Source organism: Virgisporangium aliadipatigenens (genome assembly GCF_016863615.1).
Taxonomy (GTDB): Bacteria; Actinomycetota; Actinomycetes; order Mycobacteriales; family Micromonosporaceae; genus Virgisporangium; species Virgisporangium aliadipatigenens.
The window spans coordinates 72194-92475 of record NZ_BOPF01000020.1 but is presented as its reverse complement, the minus strand read 5'-3'; the positions used below and the strand labels follow the sequence as shown (position 1 = coordinate 92475).

The following is a 20282-nucleotide window of genomic DNA, read 5'->3' as shown; positions in this document are numbered from 1 at the left end:
CGACAACCCGTCCACAGAACGCAACGCCCGAACGGTTCCGATCAAGATACGACGCGTCCTAGCGTCCATCCACCCGTTGTTTTGCTTCCGAATGACCCGGTGGTGAAGGTGTTCACGTTCTCGGCAAGTGACCTGTTGCATCCGGCGGACGAAACAGCACGCCGCCATCTCGAATCCATGGGCGCGCTGCAGAAGGGCGTGCTCTTTTACCAGAAGAACTACAGCGAACGGCTGACCCGCAACGCGCAACTGGCGGAGAGTCTGCGCCTGGGGCCGAGGCAGCTGCCGGAGATCTACCGGCTGCTGCCGCCGATCTGTGAGGCGTTCGGCATCGACGAGCCGGAGCTTTTCCTTTCCATGGGACCGGTGAACGCGTACACGACAGGCACCACCCGCACCTCCATCACGCTGCTCAGCGGGCTGTTGGACCACCTGGCGTTGGACGAGATCGAGGCGGTCATCGCGCACGAGTGCGGCCACATCCTGTGCAAGCACGTGCTTCTGCACTCCATGGGTCAGTTCCTGGAGGCGGTCACGGACGTCGGCAGCGCGGCGAGCATCCCGGTTGCCTCGGCCGCTCTCAACCTCGGGTCCGGTCCGCTGCGGATGGCGTTGTCCAACTGGCACCGCAAGAGCGAGCTGTCGGCCGATCGCGCCGCCGCCGCGTGGATGGGCGACACCGACACGATCACGCGGGTGATGTTCCGCTTCGCCGGCCTGCGCTACGACTCGCGGTACACGCAGAGCGTGGAGTCGTTCGCCGAGCAGGGCCGCGAGTACGAGGCGATGGGCGAGACGAAGTGGGACCGCTTCATCCAGTGGCAGGTGAAGGAGTCCTCGACCCACCCGCTGTTGGCCGTGCGGGTGATGGAGATCCGGCAGTGGGCCCGTTCGGAGACGTTCGCGCGGCTGTCGGCGCTGGCCGCGGGTGTGCGGGCCGCACCGCGGTGCGGGACCTGCGGCGGCCGCACGCAACCGGGGTGGCGACACTGCCAGCGGTGCGGCACCGCACTCGTGCCGCTCGGGCACGACCCGCAGCCGTCCGTGGCCGGGTGAGCCGGCGGTGGGACTGTTCAAGTCGGAACGCCGGATCTGGACCGACGGGCCGGTGGACATGGACGCCGTCGTCCAGGAACTCACGCACCATTTCACCAGCAAGGGATTCCAGGTGGTGGTGCAGCGCAGCGGCGGCGGGGCGTGGGACGTCGACGCGACCCGCAGCGGTGTGTTCCGTTCGGTGGCCGGGATGCAGACGGCGCTGAAGATCCGGCTGGAGGAGGAGCGCGGTGCCGTCATCGCGCGCGCCGGGGTGGGTGTGCTCGGACAGCTGGCGCTGCCGGCACTGGTGGCGACATTCGTGTTCTGGCCGGTGATCGCCACGCAGGTGTGGGGCCTCGTGCAGTCCGCCCGGATGGACAACCAGGCGATCGAGGTGGTGGAGCGGGCCGTCGAACGCCACAGCGGCCGGGTGCCCGCGCCGGTGGGACTTCCGGCCGGCGCCACCGGTCCCGACGGTCAGACGTGCGGGGCCTGCGGGTGCCCGGCCGGCGGCGGCAGCTACTGCACGGGCTGCGGGGCCCGCCTGGCGTGACGGGTCACGCGCCCCGCAGTGCCTCGCCGACGGCGCGCAGCAGGGAGGCGACGTCCGCCGCCTCCGTACCGACCGGTCGCGGCACACCGTCGCCGAGGTCGATGTGCGTCGGGTCCACGCCGGGCGGGCCGTCCACCGGCCGGAAGAGCCGGGTGGGAAACGTCGGGTACCGCACGGCTTCCACAGTGGACGACGTGCGGTCGTACCAATACAGCGCCCGGTCCGTCAGCAGGGCCGCCGCGCCGAGCGAGAACCTGCCGAACGCCACGGTGGTCTCACGATCGGAGACGCCGGCGAGCCTGCGCAGCTTCCGTTCCAACAGAGTCCGTCCGGAAGGGTGCGTCTCGATCCCGGCGACGCCACGGGCGAGCGCCGCCACCGTCGCACCGGGGGACATTTCTTCCCGCCGCGGCGGGGGAACGGCCGGCGGGGACGGCGGACGTGGCGTGAACGCGGCCACCACCGGCGGGCGGAAGACGGGCGGCGTCGGCGCCGACACGGCGAACGACTCCCGCGGACGCGCCTCCGCGTCGAGCAGCCGCCCCGGAAAGCCACCCGCCGCGTGCACGAACTCGATGCGCCGCGCATGGTCGGCCGCGTCCAGATGATCCCTGGTCCGCGGCAGGTCCTGGATCATCAGCGCCGTCTCGTCGAGGCTGAGCGGCGGCACCTCGTGCGCGCTCACCTCGTTGCCCCGCAACCCGATCGGCACGACCCGGCCGGTGAACACGACGCGGGACTCGCCGCCGTGACCGACCATGGCGTCGACGAGTCCCTCCCAGCGCGGGTCGCGCCAGCGGCCGTCCGCGGTCAGCAGCGTCTCCACGCCGTCCAGCACCAGCAGCAGCCCCTGCACCTCGAGCAGTTCGGTGAGGCGCGGCAGGAACGCCCGCAGCTGCGCCACGTCCCGCACCGAGTCGGTCATCGTGAATCCGAACGGTCGCAGCTGACGTTCCAGCGCACCGGCGAGATCCGCCAGCGCCCCGGTGAAACCGTCCGCCGGCGGCGCCATCCAGTACGCGCACACCGCGAACGTGCCCTGGCGGCGGTAGGCCAGTTCGAGCGCGCACGCCGTCTTGCCGATGCCCGCGGGCCCGTGCAGGAACACGGCGGTCCGTCCGGAACGCGGCGCCAGGGCCCGCCCCGCCTCGGTCAGCAGCGCGGTGCGGCCGACGAAACACGCGGGTTCCGGTGGAAAGGCCGCCATCGACGGGGCGTGCACGTCGAGTCGGGGCGTGCCGCGCGGGGGCACGAGGGCCAGCCCGATGGCGCTCGCCCCGTGCAGCGTCGGCGTGAAGACCGACAGGGCGGGCCGACCGCGCGACGGGTGCGGGCCGGCGGCACGTGGCACGGCGCGCGCGACGGCCGTGTCCACCGGGAGTTCGAGGTGGAACAGGCCGCGGTACAGCTCGTCGGCGAGGGCGATGCAGTATTCGTCGGTGACCGGGTGGCGCATCGCCAGCACCGCGCACTCGAGGCCGCGGGCCACCGTGCGGGCGAGGCTCTCCGGTGGATCCGGCGCCGCCGCGGCGACGACCGGCGTGTGCACGTGCGGGAGACCCAACCAGCGCCGGCCGTCGAAGGCGCCCGTGGCCGCCGATTCGCACGCCGACGTGACGACGAGTTTCAGGCGGCGGTGGCCGGGCCGCAGCAGTTCCACCAATTCGTCGGTGGTGACGACGTCCGGGGCGCCGTCCGGATGTTCGAGGATGAGGTGGCCGGCCGTGCCGTGGCCGGAGATGTGCACGAGGTCGGGTCCTCCGCGCAGGGTCATCCGTTCCGACAGGTGTTTGCGGGTGACGCCGTACTGGAGCACGTCCAGCTCGATCGCGAGGCTGTGCCGGGCGGAGAGGGTGCGCACGAGCGTCGTCAGCGCGAAGCGTTCACGACGCAGGGCGAGCGCGGTCGTGTCGGTGGGTTGGCTGAAGACGGCCAATATCCGTAGGGCCTCACCGATGTCGGCTTTCGGACGGTCGATCGAGTCCGTGCCGTGGACCAGGACGATGTCCTCCCGTCGGGCCAGCGAACGGCCGTCGACGGCGGACAGTTCGAGCGGGAGTGGGCACACGCGTGCGGCGCCCTCGACGAGAACCACGGTGGGCCGCTCGGCGACGATGGCCCGGCCGATCGACGCGCCGAGCACCTGGGTTCCCATCCACTCGCCGAGACGTGCGGTTTCCGCGTCGGCGTCGGCGGCCTGCCGGATGTGCGTGTACAGGTGCGTGAGCGCGGCGATCTCGGGTGCGGACGGGTCGAGTCCGACCGGATGGTCGGCCAGTGGCCGGCCCGTCGCACTTTCCACAAGCAGCCAACGCCACCGGTACCTGTCGACGATGTCGACGGCGCGCAGAAGCAGACTCATCGATGGCACCGATGCGGCTGGGACACATGCGACACAGTACCGGCGACGTGTCGCGGCGGGCCGGTGCAATCGGCGCCAATGCGTGACCTGAACGGGTGACCGCACGCGTCCGACGGCCGATGTCATGCCCCGTCGGTTCGTCTCCACCGGGTGACCGCGGTCGCCGAACGACCATCCACTGTGGCCGAATAGGTGTCGGAGGTTGTCGGTTCCGGGGCTGTTGCGCCGGCGGTGATTCTCGGGAGGCTTGTCAGCAGCAGTCATCGGACAGCGTTTCCGCTCCCCGACGAGGGCAGGAAAGTGAACGAAATTCTTTCGCGTATGCATCGTTTCCTGATGTGCACCTGCATGTTTGTGACGCTTCTCGTGGTGCCGGGAGTTCCCGTCCGGGCGGCGCCACCCGCGGGCGCGGATCCGATGCCGGTGCGCGCGGTGATTCTGGTCGACGAGTCCGGATCCCTTACGCCGGAACAGCTCAGCGCCGAGAAGAGCGCCGCGGCACTGATCGCGCAGAGCGAGTTCGCGCCGGAGTCCGAACTCGCGGTCGTCGGATTCGCCAGTTCCAACGCGCCCGGGCAGAGTCCCGTCGACAACGTGTGCCCACTGACCAAGGTGGACAGTGACCTGCACCGGAACTCGCTCGCGCAATGCGTGCAGAAGCTGCGCCGTCGTGAGGACTCCGAGGGAAACGACACCGACTTCGCCAATGCGCTCAACGACGCACTGTCCATCATCGGCACGGCCGACGCCGGACAACAAAAGATGATCTTTTTGCTGACCGACGGTGCGCTCGACGTCGGACGCAGCCCGTCGTGGGGCGGTCCGGACGCTACGCCGGTCGAGCGCAACGCCGCCGCGCGCCAGGCGATGAACGCGAGCCTGCAGATCGCCGCCGACCGTGGCGTGCAGGTGTGGCCACTCGGATTCGGCGACCCGTCGCGGATCGACAAGGCACAACTCGACGACTTCGCCGCGCGCGGTTCGAAACGCACCTGTGCGCCGGACGCCCCGGCGCCGTCGGCCCGGCTGGTCAACAGTGACCGGGATGTGGCCGAGCAGTTGTTCCGGGCGTTCGGGGCGGCCCGTTGCGGCAACGTCGGCGCGCTCAGCAGCGGCTGGCTCAACAGCGGGACCTCCGTCGAACTGACCGTGGACGTGCCGCCGATCAGCACCGACGGTTCCATCGCGGTGTTGAAGAACGACCCGCGGATCTCCGTCAGCTACTTCCCGCCCGACTCGGACACCGCGGCGCCGAAGTCGGGCACCCGCGACGGCGCCACGTACTCGGTGAGCGGCGAGAACAGCGCCGTCGAGGTGCTGCGGGTCCGCGACCCGAAGCCGGGCAGATGGCGGGTCCGTCTCACGTCCGGCCCGGACGTGCCCCGCCAACAGGTGAGCGCCGTGGTGATCTGGCAGGCGAACGTCCGCTCGTCGGTCACGGTCTCGCCGCCGAGCCCACCGCCCGGCGAGTCGGTGACCGTGGCCCTCACCGTCGCCACCCGGGCCGGTGCCGTGACCGAGCCGGGCGCGCTGAAGTTCCTGCGGGTGCGGGCGAAGCTGTCCGGGGACGGCTTCAGCCCGGTGGAGTTCGCGATGGCCGACGACGGGAAGGCGCCGGACGCCCGGGCCGGCGACGGCCAGTACACGGGAACGCTTTCGGTGCCCACGACCGCCACGGGCGCGCTGGAGTTCTCCGGCGCGGTCAGCGGCGACGGCATCGCCGACTCGACCGTGCCGTTCCGCACCCGGGTCCGCGCCCCGGGCCAGGACCTGGTCGCGCAGCTGAACCTGCGCCCGCCCGCGCGCCTCGCGCCGGGTGAGCGGGTGGAGGGCGCCGTGACCGTGGAGAACACCTCCGGGCGGGAGCACAGCGTCCGGGTCGTGCTGACCGCCGCCAACCCCGACGTCGTCGTCACGCTCGCCTCGCCGGCCACGGCCGTCGTTCCGCCGTCGGGACAGGTGAAGGTGCCCGTCGTGGTGGCGGTCGGCGCGGAGAACCGACCCGGCTCCACCACGGTGCGGGTGGAGGTGGTCGACGACGCGGATCCCGCCGTGCGCTACGACGTGCAGCAGTACACCCTCGTCGTGGAGCTCCCGCCGCCGTGGTGGCAGCGGAGCCCGTGGTGGCAGCTGCTCGTGGCGGCCGCGGTTGTGGTGGTGCTGGGCGTGGTCTCCGCGGTGGTGTGGGCCGTGCGGCGCCGGCGTGCGGTGGAGGTCCGGGACCTGGTGGCCGTGCTGCACTGCGACGGTGCGCAGCGGCCGTTCTCCGCACCGCGGCACGCGGCGCGGGAATTCCGCTTCATCATCCGTGATCCCCGGGAACGCGACGCCCGCATCGACCATCCGGTCGGCGCCGAACCGGCCTACGTGATGACCCGGGACCGCGGCGGCACGGTGAAGGTGCGCACGCCCGACGGTGTCCGGCTGACCCTGCGCGAGGGCGCTCCCGAGATGCTCGACGAACGCCTGGGCCTGTCGTACCGGGACGGGCGCGCCGCGGTGCCGGGGCCCGGGGTGTCGGATTTCGACATGCCGGGGATCGGCGTGCCGCCCCAGCGCACCGAGAACAGCGACTCCTCCTACAACCAGATCTGAGCGCCCGAGCGACACGACCACGAAAGGGACGGCGCATGTCGGACTACAGGCCGATGACGCTTCATCAGCCGATGTTGTTTGTGGGCCTCGGCGGCACCGGTTGCCTCGTCGGTGCCGAACTCGAACGCCGCCTGCGCGAGGAACTGTGCGGCCCGGACGGCACCGCACTCGTCGACCTGATGGTCGGCAAGGGCTTCCTGCCGTTCCAACTGCCGGCGTGCCTGCAGTTCGTGTACGCCGATCTCAACGAGGCGGAACTGGCGCGCCTGCGCACCCGCGTCGTGGCGACCGAACAGCACGCGCACGCCGCCGAACGCACACTGCACCTCGCCTCCGACCTCGTGCCGCCGGTCGACACGTATCCGGAGGTGGCACAGAGCCTGCGCGTCAACATCAACGAGTACGTCGAGGAGTGGCTGCCGCCACCGGCGGGGGAGCCGAAGGTCGCCCCGCTGCAACGCGGCGCCGGCCAGTTGCCGACCGTCGGCCGGGCCGCGCTGTTCGAGACGTTCCGCGGCGGCCTCGACACGGCCCTGCGCCCGCTGGAGAACGCCATCGGCGCGCTCAACAACTCCGGCGGCGACCTGGCGGTGCTCGGCGGCGGGCCGCTGCGCCAGACGTGCGACGTGTTCGTGGCGTTCTCCGTGGCGGGCGGCACCGGCAGCGGCATCTTCTTCGACTACCTGCACCTGATCGGCGATGCCCTGCAGCGCAACGGTTACCGGGCGCGCATCTACCCGCTGGTCCTCATGCCGTCGGCGTTCGACGACGGGATGGGTGGTGGCCGGGCCGCCAAGCTGAACGCGGGCCGGGCGCTGCTGGACCTGTTCCGTCTCGTCGACGACCAGAACGGCCAGGCGGCGCAGACCAGCCTCAACGACACCGGCGTGACCGGGGCGCTCGCCGTGCGCTACCCGGTCGCCGGTGAGGTCCGCCTGCGCGCCTCGACGGTGCAGACGGCGTTCCTCTTCAGCCGCAGCGCCGGCGTCGAACGTGAGGACCTGCACCGCTCGGTGGCCTCGCTGGTCATTTCTCTCGTGGGCACCTCGATGGAGGGCCGCAACGACGACACCGGCAAGGCGAACGATCGCATCTACCAGTCGTTCGCCGACGACTTCATCAACCGCGGCGTCGAACGGGAGGTGCCGGCGTCGACCGGCGTCGGCAACCGCGGCGTCTCCACGAGCCTCGTCGCGTCGATGTCCGTTCCGGTGGACGAACTGGCGGACGTGGTCAGCTCGCGACTGCTCGGCGAGGCGGTCGACGAACTCTCCGTGCCGGCACCGGGACGCGCGGAGCTCAACCGCACGCTCATCGAGCGGTGCTTCACGCACAGCGAACTGGAACCGCTGCGGCTGCGCACCATGTTGTCGTTCAGCGAGCCGGGGCCGGCCAAGGGTGCCGAGGCCATCGCCACGACACTGCGCACCCGCGTGCGGTCGATGGAGAACGCGGTGCACGTGCTGGAGCAGCAACTGCCGGGCCAGGTAGCCGAACTCGCGGCCGGCTTCGACCCGGAACGCGCGGTCGAGCAGTTGCTGCGCGGCGGTACGGACCTCTTCCGGGTGCGGCGGGTGATGCTCGGCGACTCCCGACTGGCCGAACCGTTGGACCGGCTCGGCTTCGCGGGTGTGCTGGAGCAGCGCCGGGCCGAGGCGAAGCCGCCGGCCGGCGTGGCGATGCCGGCACCGCAGCTGGCGAAGGTCAGCAACAGCCTGTACGGGCTGCGCCGGCTCAAGTGGGGCGATCCGGAGGTTCAGCAGATGCTGCGCCTGCAGGAGATGTGGTACCAGTGGCGCACGCAGCGCGCGTGGAGCCTCGCCTGGGCAGACCACACGAGCCGCTGGGAACGGAAGGTGCGCCGGCTGCGCCGGGATCTCACCGCCGTCACCGACGCCTTCGTGGAGCACGCTCAGCACAGTCCCGCCCGGGACGCGGGGCGGGTACGCGACCTCTTCCGGACCCGGGTCGGGGTCTCCTACCTGCTCCCGCCGCAGGGCTCCGATCTGGAGCTGTTCTACCAGAACACCCTGCGCCGCATCGTGCGCTACCGCGGCGAGCACCTGAAGCTGCGGGCGAACTCGTCGCCGGGCGAGATCCTGACCGCGCTGATCCCGCCGGAGGTGTGGGTGAAGGCGTACCAGACCGGGGTCGAACGCGGGCCGGCGCAGGCCGTCAACCTGGTGCGCGACATGCTGAAGCAGATCGTGAAGCAGCTGTTCCGCCAGCAGGAGCCGGGGGAACAGCCGCTGCTGCCGGCACTGGCCGACCTGCTGGCCGCCGCCGCGGGCAAGCCGCGCGTGCCGGTCGGGGACGAGGACCTGGCGCACTTCCAGCAGAAGATCGCCTCGTTCGTGCCGGGCGGCTTCTCCCCGCAGGGGCACGGGCGGATGAAGGTCCTCGTGTCGTATCCGGCGCTGGCCGCCGACAGCGACATCGAGGCCTATCTCGACCGCCAGATCTATTTGCAGCGTTCGTCGGACACCGTGGTCGAGTACCGGCCGGTCAACGCGGAGTCGGTCACCGTCGTCTTCTTCCGCACGTCGATGGCGGTCACCGAGGTGCCCGAACTGCGGGAGGTCCTGCGCACATGGGCGGGCGCCGTGCGCGCCGAGGAGCCGCAGGACTTCCTGAAGTGGCGGCAGCGGGTCGGCTACGACTTCGGGTACCTGATGACCACCAAGGAACACCGGGTGCGCATCATGCAACGGTTCCTCTGCGCGTTGTGGAACGACCGGGTGACCGTCAAGTCCGGCAAGCCCTCCAGCCCCGAGCTGATCGAGGTGCGGCTCGGCACCAGCAACGCCGTCTCGATGGACCTGCAACTGCGGCCGTTCGCCCGCGCGTCGTCGTGGGCCAGCCTGCTGCGGGCGTACGAGGACTGGGCGATCACCGACGACCAGGACATCCGGCGGGCGTTCTGCGAACAGCTCATGCGGACTCTCCCGGACGGGCTGGAGGCCGCGCCGCGCCGTCCCGGCGACCTGTATGTCCTCGTGCGCGACCTGGCCGAGACGGAGGTCGCGGTCCTCGACGAGATGCGTGCGACGCTGCCGGCCGGGAGCGGCTACGCCGGGCTGCTGCGCAACGTGTGGCAGGAGCTCGTGCCGGAGGCGCTGGACCTGCCGTTCGAGGGCGTCAGCAATCCGGTCGCGGTCAATCTGCGGGACCTCGAGAAGGTGATGCAGCAATGACCGTCGTCGGGGCGGCCCGGCGGCACGGTTCCGTCGTCGTGGTCGACCTGCGGGGTCGGGGGCAGGCCGAGGCGGTCGCGGCGTTCACCGCGGCGCTGAACGGGCTCGAGGAGCTCGGTATGCGCGTGCGCGACAACGGACCGGACGACCGGTTCGGGACCGACCGGCCCGACGACACGCCCCGGGCCGTGGCGATCGACAGCGCCGACCGGCTGACCGCCAACCACGAGGTGTACCGGGCGATCTTCCGCTCCCGGCGGGTCGGCTCGATGATCGTGGTGGCCGTCGGTGCGCCGGCCGACCGTTCCGCCGGACGCGCGCTGAGCGCGACGCCGATGGTCGGCGGCGAGGGGACCCCGGTGCTGTGGGTCGGTGACCCGGACGGTGTGGCGTGGCGTCCCGGCGGAGGCGTCCGTGAGCCGGGCAGCGTCCAGGTGGATCGGGTTCCTCCGTTCGAACGGCTCATCGAGGCGCTGTGCGTACCGGACGTGTTCGACCGCGTCGTCGCCGAGGTGCGGCGGCTGCCCTCCGGCGCGTGCAGCCCGGGCCTGCTGACGGTGGCCTGGGAGGTCGACGCCGACGCCGTTCGGGGCGCCCTGCGTCGCGCGCTGCACGCCGTCGCCGGGCCGGCCTCGCCGGACGGTGGTGCCGGGGCCGGGCTGTCGCTGGAGGGCGGACACGACGTTCTCCAGGGAGACGGCGACCTGGTGCCGGTCGGCTACGAGCCGGTGGGGCGCGACAGCGTTCTCGCCCGGACCGGTGGCATCGTGGCCGAACTCCGCCGGAACGCCGACCGGACGGTACGCCGCACCTCCGGACTGCTCGGGCTCGTGGCCCCGGGTCGCTCCGGTGCGGCGGTGCGGGGACAGCTCGCCGACGCCGGACGGGCCGTGACGCGGTGCCAGGAGAACGTCGCCGCGCTCTTCCGGCAGTTCCACAGTCGCACCGCGCCGGGCACGCACCAGCGCGCCGACCTGACCCGGCACGGTGTGCTGTGGACACCGCCCGCGGAAGTCGACCGGGCGGCGGCGGCGAAGCGGCTCGCACAGGCCGTCGAGGACCGGATCGGCCGGCGACCGCTGCGGGACCTCGCGGCGGACCTGCGGCTGGTCTCCGAGCGCGCCGTTCCGTCGGGAAGCGCCGCTTACGTCGGCGGGCTGTCGACGACCGGTGCCACGACGCTCGCCGAACGGCTCTCGCGACCGCCGGCCTTCCCGCTGCGGCCGTCGAACGGGTTCGTGCTGGCGGCCGTCGCCGTCTCCGTCCTGTTCGCCTCGACGGGACCCGGGATCGTCGGCATCGCGCTCGGCGTCGCGACGGCGTCCGCATGGCTCGGCGGTGTGCTCCTCGTGCGCGCGCGGATCCCGGTGCCGTCGGTACCGCCCCGCGCCTGGCACCGGGCCCTCGCGGCGCACGCCGGCGTCGCGGGTGTCGGGGTCGCCGCGGGTCGCGGTGTTGCGGCGGTGGTGGCGGTGTCGTTGCCGGTCGCGTGCGTCGTCTGGTTCGGTGCGCTCACGGTGCTGCTGCTGACGCTGCGCCAATGGTGGAGCCGCGCCGTCCGCGAGTGGTCCGGGCGGCTCGGGCTCGACGACCTCGCGGACGTCGGCGACCGCATCGACGGGCTGGTGCGCCGGGTCGCCGCCACCGAGTGGGTGCTGGCCGACGTCCGCGTCTTTCTGGCGGAGGCCGCCGCGACGCTCGCCGGTGCGCTGCGGGACGTTGCCGACGCGATGGAACGGCGCATCGCGCAACCGTCCACATCGGACGACCACGCGTTGCCGCGACAACGCGAACCGGTGGAGTCCGACGCGGGTGGTGACCTGCGCGCCGTGGTGACCGCCGACGTGACGGACGCGGTGCGTGAGGTGTTGGTGCCGCGCCTGCAGGTCGTTCGGGACGGCGGCGTCGACGGCGTGCGCCCCGGCGCGGCCGAGGACATGACCCGGGTGCTGGACGACTACGACCGGCACCTCGCCACCAGGAACATCCACGAGCGTCCGTGGTTCGCCGGATCCGGCTCCCGTGCCGACACGGCGATGATCGGCGCATGGGGCTCGCGGCGCCGGTTCGCGGCCACCGTCACGGTGCACGGCACCGACCGGCTGGTTCAGCTGTGCACCGCCGAGGATCTGTTGCTTTTGCAGGGCACGGATCGTCCGGCCACGGTCCGGTTCGCTCCCCGTTCGGCACAACGGCTGCTGGCCGACATCGAGGATCCGGCCGGGCCGGAGGGAATCGTCTGGACGGCGTCGGGCTATCTCGCGGGCGCGATCCGGCTGGTGCCGTTGCGGGCCGGCGCCGTGGAACTGGTGTGGCCGAAGGGGGAGGGCGATGCCACGCTCTGACTCGCCGCTGCGCGCGGTCGAGACGGCCCTGCGGTACCAGTGCCCGGACGGCCGGCGCCGCACGCACACGGCGCGCGGTGAGGACTGGCAGATCGGCGCGGGCAGCCCGTTGCCGTCGCGCCGGTTGATTCTGCCGGGCGGGGTGACGGTGACGCAGCGGGTCGTGCCGCGGCCCAACGACGCCGGTTCGCCCGACGAACTGTTCGACCTGCTGGAGAACGAGGTGCGCATCGGGGTGCGGCTGGCCCGGCGCTACCCGACGTCCTATCCCGCCGAACTGGACCGACTCGTCGGCTACGACACCGACGGGGAACTGCCCTTCGTGCTGTTCGCGCAGCCGCGCGGTGAGCCGCTGTCGACGATCGGCGGAGAACTGCTTCCCGAGGCGCAGCAACGCTTCACGTGCAGCATCCTGCGCGGCGTGCTCGCCCTGCAGACCGCCGGGGTAGTGCACGGGCGCATCGATCCGCGCACCGTCCGCTTCGACGGTTCGACGGTGCAGATCTGGGACTACAGCGGGGCCGCCCTCCACGGCGAGTCGCGCGGACCCGGCGGCGAACCACCGTACGCGTCGCCCGAACAGCTCGCCGGCCGGGGATCGGCACACAGCGGCGCAGACCTGTGGTCGGCGGGCGCACTCATCTACCTCGCCACCACCGGCCGACGGCCGCCCCCGACGGGACCGGTGCTGGACAATCACAGTGCCGCGCTGCGCGCGTTGCTCGACGGCGTCTTCGCGGCCGCGCCCGAGAGCCGGCCGGAGGTGGCCGAACTGCTGCGCCGCATCCCGGCCGACGCCACCCCACCGCACGCGGAACCGTTGTGCGACGCGGCTTTCGACCGGGGGACGGCCGTGTTCGCGAGCCTTGCCGAGCGCAAGCGCGCATCACTGGCGACGGCCGCACCGCTTCCCGCGCCGGCACCGGCGCCTCCGGCGCCGCGACGCTGGTGGGGCGGCAAACGCGCGAGCGACGCGAAGAGGAGACGATGAGGGTGGAACGGTACACCTCCGGCGCGGGCGAGCACGTGCGGTGCCCGATCTGTCAGGACGACGTGTCGTGGACCCAGGACGAGATCTACCGGTGGGACCGGGCGAACCTGGCGTACGAACCGCTCGACCTCAACCGCATCGCCTCCCCCGAGAAGCGGATCGACACCCTGCGCACGGCGTACCGTCGGTGTCCCAACCCGTCCGGTGACACCGACCTCGAGCACTACCTGCCGTGGTTGTACCCGATGCAGCGGCCGCCGCTGGTGATCGGGCTCGTCGGCGGCAGCCAGACGGGAAAGACACACCTCGTCGCCGCGATGATCGGCGAGATCATCCGCGGTGGGCTGCACCGGTACGGGTTGCGGTGGGCGCCGCTGGACCAGGCGCGGCACGAGGCTTTCACCCAGGACTTCGTCAATCCGCTGATGGCCGGCGAGAAGGTGGCCCGCACCAATCCCGGCACCCGGCTGGAGTACGTCGACGCGCTGCTCGTCTCCGGCGCCACCGGCAGTTGGCCGGTCGTCTTCTTCGACATCTCGGGGGAGGACTTCCGGGAGGGCAGCAGACCCGCCCGGTTCGTGCTCGGCGCAGGCGCGCTGATCTTCCTTGCCGATCCGGGACGCGCGCTCGGTGTCGTCGGTGACAGCAATGCCGAGGAGGCCGACCGGGACACGTCGTTCCAGGCGACGCTCAACCGGATCACCGCGGTGCGCCCGGCCACGCGCGGCTTCGTCGACGTGCCGGCCACGATAGTCGTGAGCAAGTCCGACCGGCTGCGCTTCCGCTACCCGGCCGACTTCTGGATGCGCCACGAGAGCCCCGGCCCCGAACCGGATCCGGACCTGATCCGCGCCGAGAGCCGCGACGTGTACGCGCTCCTGCACCGGCAGCCGAACGCACAGCCCTGGCTGGAACCGGCGCACGTCTTCCGGCGGTGCACGTTGCACTTCGTCTCCGCGACCGGCGGCGAACCGGCACCGCAGGGGAACCGTTACCCGCGCGGTGTCCGCCCGCGCCGCGTGCTCGAACCGCTCGTCGCGCTCTTCGCCATGTGCGGAGTCCTCGGCGGTGCGCGCGCGGGGGAGGTCGGCGTCTGATGCGTCAGGACGACGGGCCGGGTGTGATCCACCAGATCCACTTCGCGTGGAACGGCGGCAACCGCTACGGCGAACCGGGGCTCGGCCCGGCGGCGTGGTCGTTGTACTCCAACGACGAGAAGCGAAAATGGGACGCGCGGCTGTCACCGCACGCCCGCATGGAGTCGCTGATGACGAAGCCGCCGCCGGAGTGCAGCTTCTTCTACATGGCCTGGCCGGAGAGCGGAGAGGCCGCGCTGCTGCGGCGGGTGCGCACGCCGCAGGGCACGCACGGCCAGGAGGTCGCGCACGCCCTCATCGGCCCGAACGACCGGCTGACCGTCGACTGCGCCCTCGACCTCGACCTGTGGAGCGGCTGGCGGTCGGTGATGCCGACGGAGGCCGGCGCGACGCTGCACACCACCTCGATCGAACGGCTGCGCGCGGAGTCCCGGCAACGGATGCCGCGTCGGGTGGGCGAGGAACCGCCATGGTTGGTGGGACTGGTCAGTCGCGCGCTGCGTCAGGAGGAGCAGCCGCTGTCGGTGTTCACCGACGATCCCGACCCGATGCCGGGATTCCGGATGTTCGTCGACGTGATGCAGGCGATGTACACCGGGCTGTACCCGCCGGTGTGGACCTTTTCGACGTGGGAGAACCAGGACTCGGGGCGGGATCTGCCGCGCGTGCTCTTCCTGCCGCCGTCCGTGCTGGGCGGCCGGAGCAGGCTGCGTCAGCCCGTCGTCGAGGGGCAGGAGGTCGGCGAGGACTACGTTCGCGTGGCGCGCCGGCTCGTCCAGTGGTGCGGTGAACCGGCGTCCGCGCTCTCCGCGCGCCTGCGCGACGTCGGGGTGTTCGACGCGGACACCGTCGCGGGCCGGGTGTCGGTGCTGAGCCGCGCGCTGCGTGTCGGTGCCGAGCCGTCCGGGCAGTGGGCGGTGGAACCGGGCGTCGCGCCGGCACCCCGCCCGCCGTCGACCGTCACGGTGCCTGCCGTCGAGTGGTCGGGCGCATCGACGTTCCCGAAAGAGGGAGGTCCGTGGGACGCGCCGCCGCGACCCGACGTATCGTGCGGCGCACCGTCGTCGGCACCGGAGACTCCGGGCGCGGTCGCCGGGCCGGGCGCGGAGCTTGTGCGCGGGTTGCGTCGTCGGTCGGTCCGCCGGGACGAGGCGCTGACGCTGTTGGAGGAGATGCGTCGCAACGGGGCGGCGGCGTCCGTGGACGACCGCCGGCTCGTACGCGACTTCCTTTCCGGGGAACGGGGCTGGGCCGCCACGCTGACCGGTGCGCTGCGGCCGACGCCGGACCGTGAGCCGTCCCGCCTCGAACTGATGAGCGCGCACGAGACGCTCGTGCGGTACGCGACCGCGGCGGACCTGGGTTCCGCACACGGCGTCCCGGAGGTGGCGCGGCTCGCCGAACGGGCGGACGTCGGCACCGCCCGCGCGCTCGCCCGGTACGCGGCCGAACGCGAGGCCCTGCAACCGTTGCTGCCGGCGTTCGGCCTGCGATGGGTGCGCGACCAGGGTGTGCTCGCCGACGATCCCGCACCGGTCGCGCGACGGCCCGCGCCGGAGCCGCCCCTGCCCCGTGCCTTCGCGGCGCGACTGTTGGCGCGCGGCGTCCTGGAACCGGTGTCGCTGGCCGTCGGCGTCGTCTTCGGCGTCGTGCTGGTGCTGCTCGGTGTGCTGTGCGGGGGACTCTGACCGCGCCGCTTCAGGACGGCATCTCGATTTTGTCGCCGCCCACCTTGTCGCCTCCGATCTTGTCGCCGAGCACCCAGTCGCCCCAATGCTCGACGGTGACGGAGAACTCGGCGGTGGGGTGGTTGACGGCATGGACGATGCGCTCCATCAAATCGTGGACGATCGCCCGATCCGAGTTGATGACGAACGCGGTCTGCCCGCTCCCCACTCCGATGAGAAGGGCGTACAGCCAGGGCTGCCGCAGCCGGCGGACCAGCCGGACGACGTGCGGCGCCAGCACGATCCCGGAGACGAGCGCGAGTGCGAGCTGCAGCGCGAACGGCGCCTTGTCGCCGAGGCAGGCGAGCACGATCGTCCCGCCGGCGATGTAGCCGGCGGGGCGCGCGACCCGCACGACGAACTCGCGGACGGCGGCCCACCGGCGCGGCACGATGGTCTTCGGCCGCACCGACGCGATGTTCGGCAGCGGATACGCGTCATCGCCCACCCACAGGATGCGGTTGTGGACCCGCACCTGGATCTTGTCACTTCCATGGGTCATCGGCGTTCCTCATCCGGTAGGGGGTCGATGATGAATGTGCTCTCGGCGACGCCGCGGCCGGCGACGAGCACCGGCGGACAGTGCTCCCCCAGCCGCTCCCGCTCCAGCTCGAGCAGTCCGAGTTCGTGTGCCGTCCGCACGTCGCCGCCGTGCGCCAAGCCGTCGTAGAACGCCGCCGTGTAACGGATCGCGTCGGCGTCGGCGACCCGCCCGGACATGCCGACGACGCACGGCACGTGCGCCGCGGCGGCGACCGCCTGAGCGTCGGTGAAGCACGCGCTGAGGACGACACACCGCAGTTCGCCGCGCAGGATCCGGAACAGTCCGGTGAGCACCGCGGCGGGAGCCGTCTGCGGCAGCCCGTGGTCGTCGAGAAATACGATCTCGCCGCGTGCGGTGCCGTGACCGCTGAGGTGCAGCACCGTCGGGCGGGAGGCGAGCAGCGCCGAACGGAGGTCCGTGAAGCGCACCGCGCCGATGCCCCGCACCGTGAGGCGTTCGTGCGCGTGAGCCATGGTGACGGCGCGGACGATCGCCCGTTGTTCCTCGTCGAGTCGCGTGTGCGAGGAACGCAGCGGGTCGGCGGAGGCTACGAGAATCACCCGTGGGGACGGCGTGGGTTCCCGCGCGCCGAGCACGAACTTGTGACCGCCGACCTTGTCGCCGTTGATGTTGTCCCCGAGAAAGACGTCGCGCATCGCGTTCTCCTGTCCGGCACATTGATCCGGTCAAGCACACCGGCGACGCGCTTCCGACTCAATGGCGGTTCTGCTTCCGATCTGCTTCGCTGAATGCTCCGGGTCACCCCTTTGGGAGGGGGCTGTGATGCCGCGGGTGCGCATCTTCGTGCTGGGACGGTTCGCGGTCGAGGTCGACGGTCGCGCGGTGCGGCTCCCGCCGCTGACCGCACGGATGCTGATCCGGTTGGTGCGCGCGGGACCGCAGCCGACCTCGACCGATCGGCTGTATCGCGACGTGTGGGAGGCCGGCGCGCCGGGAACCATCCGGCGGCCGCACCGCACACTGGTGCAGCGCCGGATCAGCGAGTTGCGCAGGCTGCTCGATCCCAGCCGGCCGGGCGACGGCTCCGTGGTGATTCTGACCGAGGCGTCGTCGTCCACCGCCTATCGACTCGATCTCGCGGCCACGGACGTCGACCTCTGGCATTTCCGGCAACTGGCATCGGCCGACGGGCGTTCCGCCGAGGAGACACTCAAGGCCTGCCGGGAGGCGTTACGCCTGTGGCCCGACGGCGCGCCGCTGCAACTCGGCGAGGAACCCGAGGCATTACGTCTCGTGGCACGACTGGCGCAGGACCGCGCCGCGCTGCGGGAACGGCTGCTGGACGCACACCTGGCACTGGGCCGGTACACCGAGGCGCGCACCCTCGCGGAGGAGATGCTCGCCGAACGGCCGGACGACCCGCACGCGCTCGCCGCACGGGGCGAGATCGCGCGGCGGGACGCGTCGATGCCCCGGGTCCTGCTGCGGCACCGGCTGGCGCGGCGCGGCACAATCCTGCACCTGGCCGTCGGCGACCTGTTCGCGTTGCGCCACGCCGACCTCGTCATCGGGTTCACCGACACGTTCGACACGTCCACGCATGACGATCGGATCATCTCGGCCGCCAGCATGCAGGGCCAGTTGCTGCGCAGGATCTACGGCAACGACCGCGGCCTGCTCGACCGACACCTGCGGCGCGCGCTGCGCGACGAACCGCACGTCGCCCGTGAGGAGCGTGCCGACAAGCCGGCCGGCAAGCTGATCCGCTACGCGCTGGGAACCGTCGCCGTGGTGCGCGAACGGGACCGGCGGATCTTCTGCGTGGCGTACAGCCGGATGGGGAACGATTTCGTCGCCCGTTCGAGTCCGGAGCACCTGGCGCACAGCCTCGACCGGGTGTGGGAAGCGGCCCACCGGCACGGGCAGTTCGCGGAACTGGCGATGCCGCTGGTCGGTTCGGGGCGTTCGCGGCTGGACACCCTCGACCTTCAGGACCTGCTGGAGATGATCGTGCGTTCGTTCGTCCGAGCGTGTGCCGACAACCCGGTCTGCCGCGAACTGTGGATCGTTCTGTCGGAGTTCCAGAGTGCCAGGATCGACCCGGACGCATTGGCCCGCGCGCTCGACCGATCGTGATCCGTTCAGGAACGCCACTCGAATCGTACGTCGTCGAAGGAGACCGACCCGTCCGGTGGACACGTCCGGGTGTCCAGCCGTTGGGGCGTGCCGTCCGGGCTGTAACTGATCTCCAGGTACGGCTCGGAACGCGCACCGGCCCGCCGCCCCGCCACGGCACCGGAGCCGCTGATCCCGAGCTTCGCGGCGCTGATCGGCATCCGCCGGCGTTGCAGCGGCACGCTTCCGCCGCTGCGGTCCGCTCCCGCCGGTGTCGCCACGAGGGTCCCGCCGGGAACGGGGTGCAGGCGGATCCAACGCCAGCGCCGCGCGGCGATGATGCACACCGCCAGGACGGCGATCGCCAACAGCCAGAACTGTCCGCTGCCCCGTTGGGCGCTGCCCGTCCCGGCCACCTCGGCGCCCGTGAGCGTCGGCGCGGGCGTGAGCGCCAGATCGCGCCGCAGCGGCTCGTGCCACGGCGTGGACACGGTGGCCCCGAGGCGAAGGGGAATCGCGCGTTTCTCGACGTGCCACGGCTTCCAGGAGAGCGCGCCCGCGTCCCACTCGATGTCGAGCGGCACCTCGGCGGTCCCGCCCGGCGGTACCTCGACGGTTCCCTCCGGTGCGCGCACCCGCACTCCCGGAGCCGAACTGCTGACGCGAATCGCGCTCAGTTCAAGGGGAAGGCGCGTGGCGGACGAACGGACCCGGACCGACAGGCGCGCCGTGTGTTCGCCCAGGGAGCGCACCTCGTCCGGCCACTCGACGGAGACCGTCGCGGCGAGGTCGGCGGCGAGGAGACTGCGCGCCTTGTCGGCCAGCACGGCGGCCTTCGGCGCGCCGAGCCGGGTGGTCAGCCGGTCGACGTCGGACGGGTCGAGCACCTGCGTCGACGGGAAGACCTTCCCCAGCAACGCCGCGCCGTCCGCGCCACGCAGCTGCACCGCGAAAGAGCTGATCCGTTGCGGGAGTTTGGCCGCGCGTGCGGTCAGCTCCTGCCACGCGAAGCCCTCGGTGAGCGGGAAAGGGCTTCCGGCGGCCGGGTCGTGCCGGCCGTCGGTGAGCAGGACGACGCCCGCGACCTGCGCCGTGCTTCTCTTCTCCAGCGACGTGACAGCCGCGTCGATCCCGGCGCCGATGTCGGTGAACGCCCCGTCGGGCGTCGCGGGCAGCCGGGACACGATCTCACCGGGGGCCCGTCCGACGGCACCTTCCCACAGGGGTGTGGCTCGGTCGGCCATCGCGATGAGGCTCACCCGGTCGTCGGGAGCCAGCGCTGCGAAGAACTCGCGCAGGCTGCCGCGGACCGACTCGTACAGGTCGCCGGCGCGCATCGACGCGGACGTGTCGACGACGACCACGTACTCGGCGCCGATCCGGTCGATGCCGAGTTGTCGGTACACGTCCTCGAGCGACGGCGCGGCGGATGCGGGCGGGCCGAACCCGATGACGGCCGCGATGGCGGCGGCGCAGATCCCGCTCCACAGTCGCGTCGACGGAGACCGGAACATAACGTGTCGTCCTCCCGTGGCGGTGATTGCGACACCATTCATCGCACGAGCGTCGGCGTACGACAACCGTTCACGCGTCCGTGGAACGTGGCCCGAGTGTATGTCCGCATCGGCCGAATAGGCCACGGACAACGGAATCGGTAGTCATCCGAATGGCGAAAGGTCAAGCCGCCGCTGAGTGTGTGGACCGTGGCGGTGCCGATGGCTACGGTGATTCGGCGACCACACGGAATGACGCGTGATCAT

The 20282-nt window shown here is 71.8% G+C and carries 13 protein-coding genes; 9 read left to right on the top strand and 4 right to left on the bottom strand.

Annotated elements, in window-relative coordinates; genetic code table 11:
* Positions 1–177: 177 nt before the first annotated feature.
* Together Val02_RS26020 and Val02_RS26015 are read left to right on the top strand one after the other, a co-directional pair.
* Positions 178–1056: a M48 family metallopeptidase gene (locus Val02_RS26020; RefSeq protein WP_203901833.1), complete on the top strand. Its 879-nt coding sequence runs from the start codon at positions 178–180 to the stop codon at positions 1054–1056.
* Between the two features lie 7 nt (positions 1057–1063).
* Positions 1064–1591, top strand: coding sequence for a hypothetical protein (locus tag Val02_RS26015; protein WP_203901832.1), 528 nt, complete (start codon positions 1064–1066; stop codon positions 1589–1591).
* Between the two features lie 4 nt (positions 1592–1595).
* Here the strand turns inward: Val02_RS26015 and Val02_RS26010 are convergent, their stop codons facing one another.
* Entirely contained in the window at positions 1596–3953 is a 2358-nt protein-coding gene (locus tag Val02_RS26010; RefSeq protein ID WP_203901831.1) for a CHAT domain-containing protein, read from the bottom strand.
* 348 nt (positions 3954–4301) lie between these two features.
* Here Val02_RS26010 and Val02_RS26005 point away from each other — a divergent pair, with 348 nt between their 5' ends.
* From Val02_RS26005 to Val02_RS25980, 6 genes are read left to right on the top strand one after another with little or no spacing between them, the layout of a single operon-like run.
* Entirely contained in the window at positions 4302–6548 is a 2247-nt protein-coding gene (locus tag Val02_RS26005; RefSeq protein WP_203901830.1) for a vWA domain-containing protein, read from the top strand.
* A 35-nt stretch (positions 6549–6583) separates the two neighbouring features.
* Positions 6584–9742 (top strand): tubulin-like doman-containing protein, encoded by a 3159-nt coding sequence (locus Val02_RS26000; RefSeq protein WP_203901829.1) that lies wholly within the window; start codon positions 6584–6586, stop codon positions 9740–9742.
* Positions 9739–12087 (top strand): hypothetical protein, encoded by a 2349-nt coding sequence (locus Val02_RS25995; RefSeq protein WP_203901828.1) that lies wholly within the window; start codon positions 9739–9741, stop codon positions 12085–12087. Before Val02_RS26000 ends, Val02_RS25995 begins: the two co-directional genes overlap by 4 nt.
* Positions 12074–13078 (top strand): hypothetical protein, encoded by a 1005-nt coding sequence (locus Val02_RS25990; RefSeq protein ID WP_203901827.1) that lies wholly within the window; start codon positions 12074–12076, stop codon positions 13076–13078. The genes Val02_RS25995 and Val02_RS25990 overlap by 14 nt, the downstream gene beginning before the upstream one ends.
* Positions 13075–14175, top strand: a complete 1101-nt coding sequence (locus tag Val02_RS25985; protein ID WP_203901826.1) for a hypothetical protein — start codon at positions 13075–13077, stop codon at positions 14173–14175. The genes Val02_RS25990 and Val02_RS25985 overlap by 4 nt, the downstream gene beginning before the upstream one ends.
* Positions 14175–15863 carry a hypothetical protein gene (locus tag Val02_RS25980; RefSeq protein WP_203901825.1) on the top strand — a complete coding sequence of 563 codons (1689 nt, stop codon included), beginning with the start codon at positions 14175–14177 and terminating at the stop codon, positions 15861–15863. The genes Val02_RS25985 and Val02_RS25980 overlap by 1 nt, the downstream gene beginning before the upstream one ends.
* A gap of 10 nt (positions 15864–15873) precedes the next feature.
* Here the strand turns inward: Val02_RS25980 and Val02_RS25975 are convergent, their stop codons facing one another.
* Together Val02_RS25975 and Val02_RS25970 are read right to left on the bottom strand one after the other, a co-directional pair.
* Positions 15874–16404 carry a DUF6232 family protein gene (locus tag Val02_RS25975; protein WP_203901824.1) on the bottom strand — a complete coding sequence of 177 codons (531 nt, stop codon included), beginning with the start codon at positions 16402–16404 and terminating at the stop codon, positions 15874–15876.
* Complete coding sequence (locus Val02_RS25970; RefSeq protein WP_203901823.1) at positions 16401–17102, bottom strand: CHAT domain-containing protein; 702 nt, start codon at positions 17100–17102, stop codon at positions 16401–16403. The genes Val02_RS25975 and Val02_RS25970 overlap by 4 nt, the downstream gene beginning before the upstream one ends.
* Before the next feature lie 127 nt (positions 17103–17229).
* Here Val02_RS25970 and Val02_RS25965 point away from each other — a divergent pair, with 127 nt between their 5' ends.
* Positions 17230–18543, top strand: a complete 1314-nt coding sequence (locus Val02_RS25965) for an AfsR/SARP family transcriptional regulator (RefSeq protein WP_203901822.1) — start codon at positions 17230–17232, stop codon at positions 18541–18543.
* Positions 18544–18548: 5 nt separating this feature from the next.
* Here Val02_RS25965 and Val02_RS25960 read toward each other — a convergent pair whose 3' ends face one another.
* A complete protein-coding gene (locus Val02_RS25960) occupies positions 18549–20036 on the bottom strand; it encodes a vWA domain-containing protein (protein ID WP_203901821.1) in 1488 nt (495 codons plus the stop codon).
* Positions 20037–20282 lie beyond the last annotated feature (246 nt).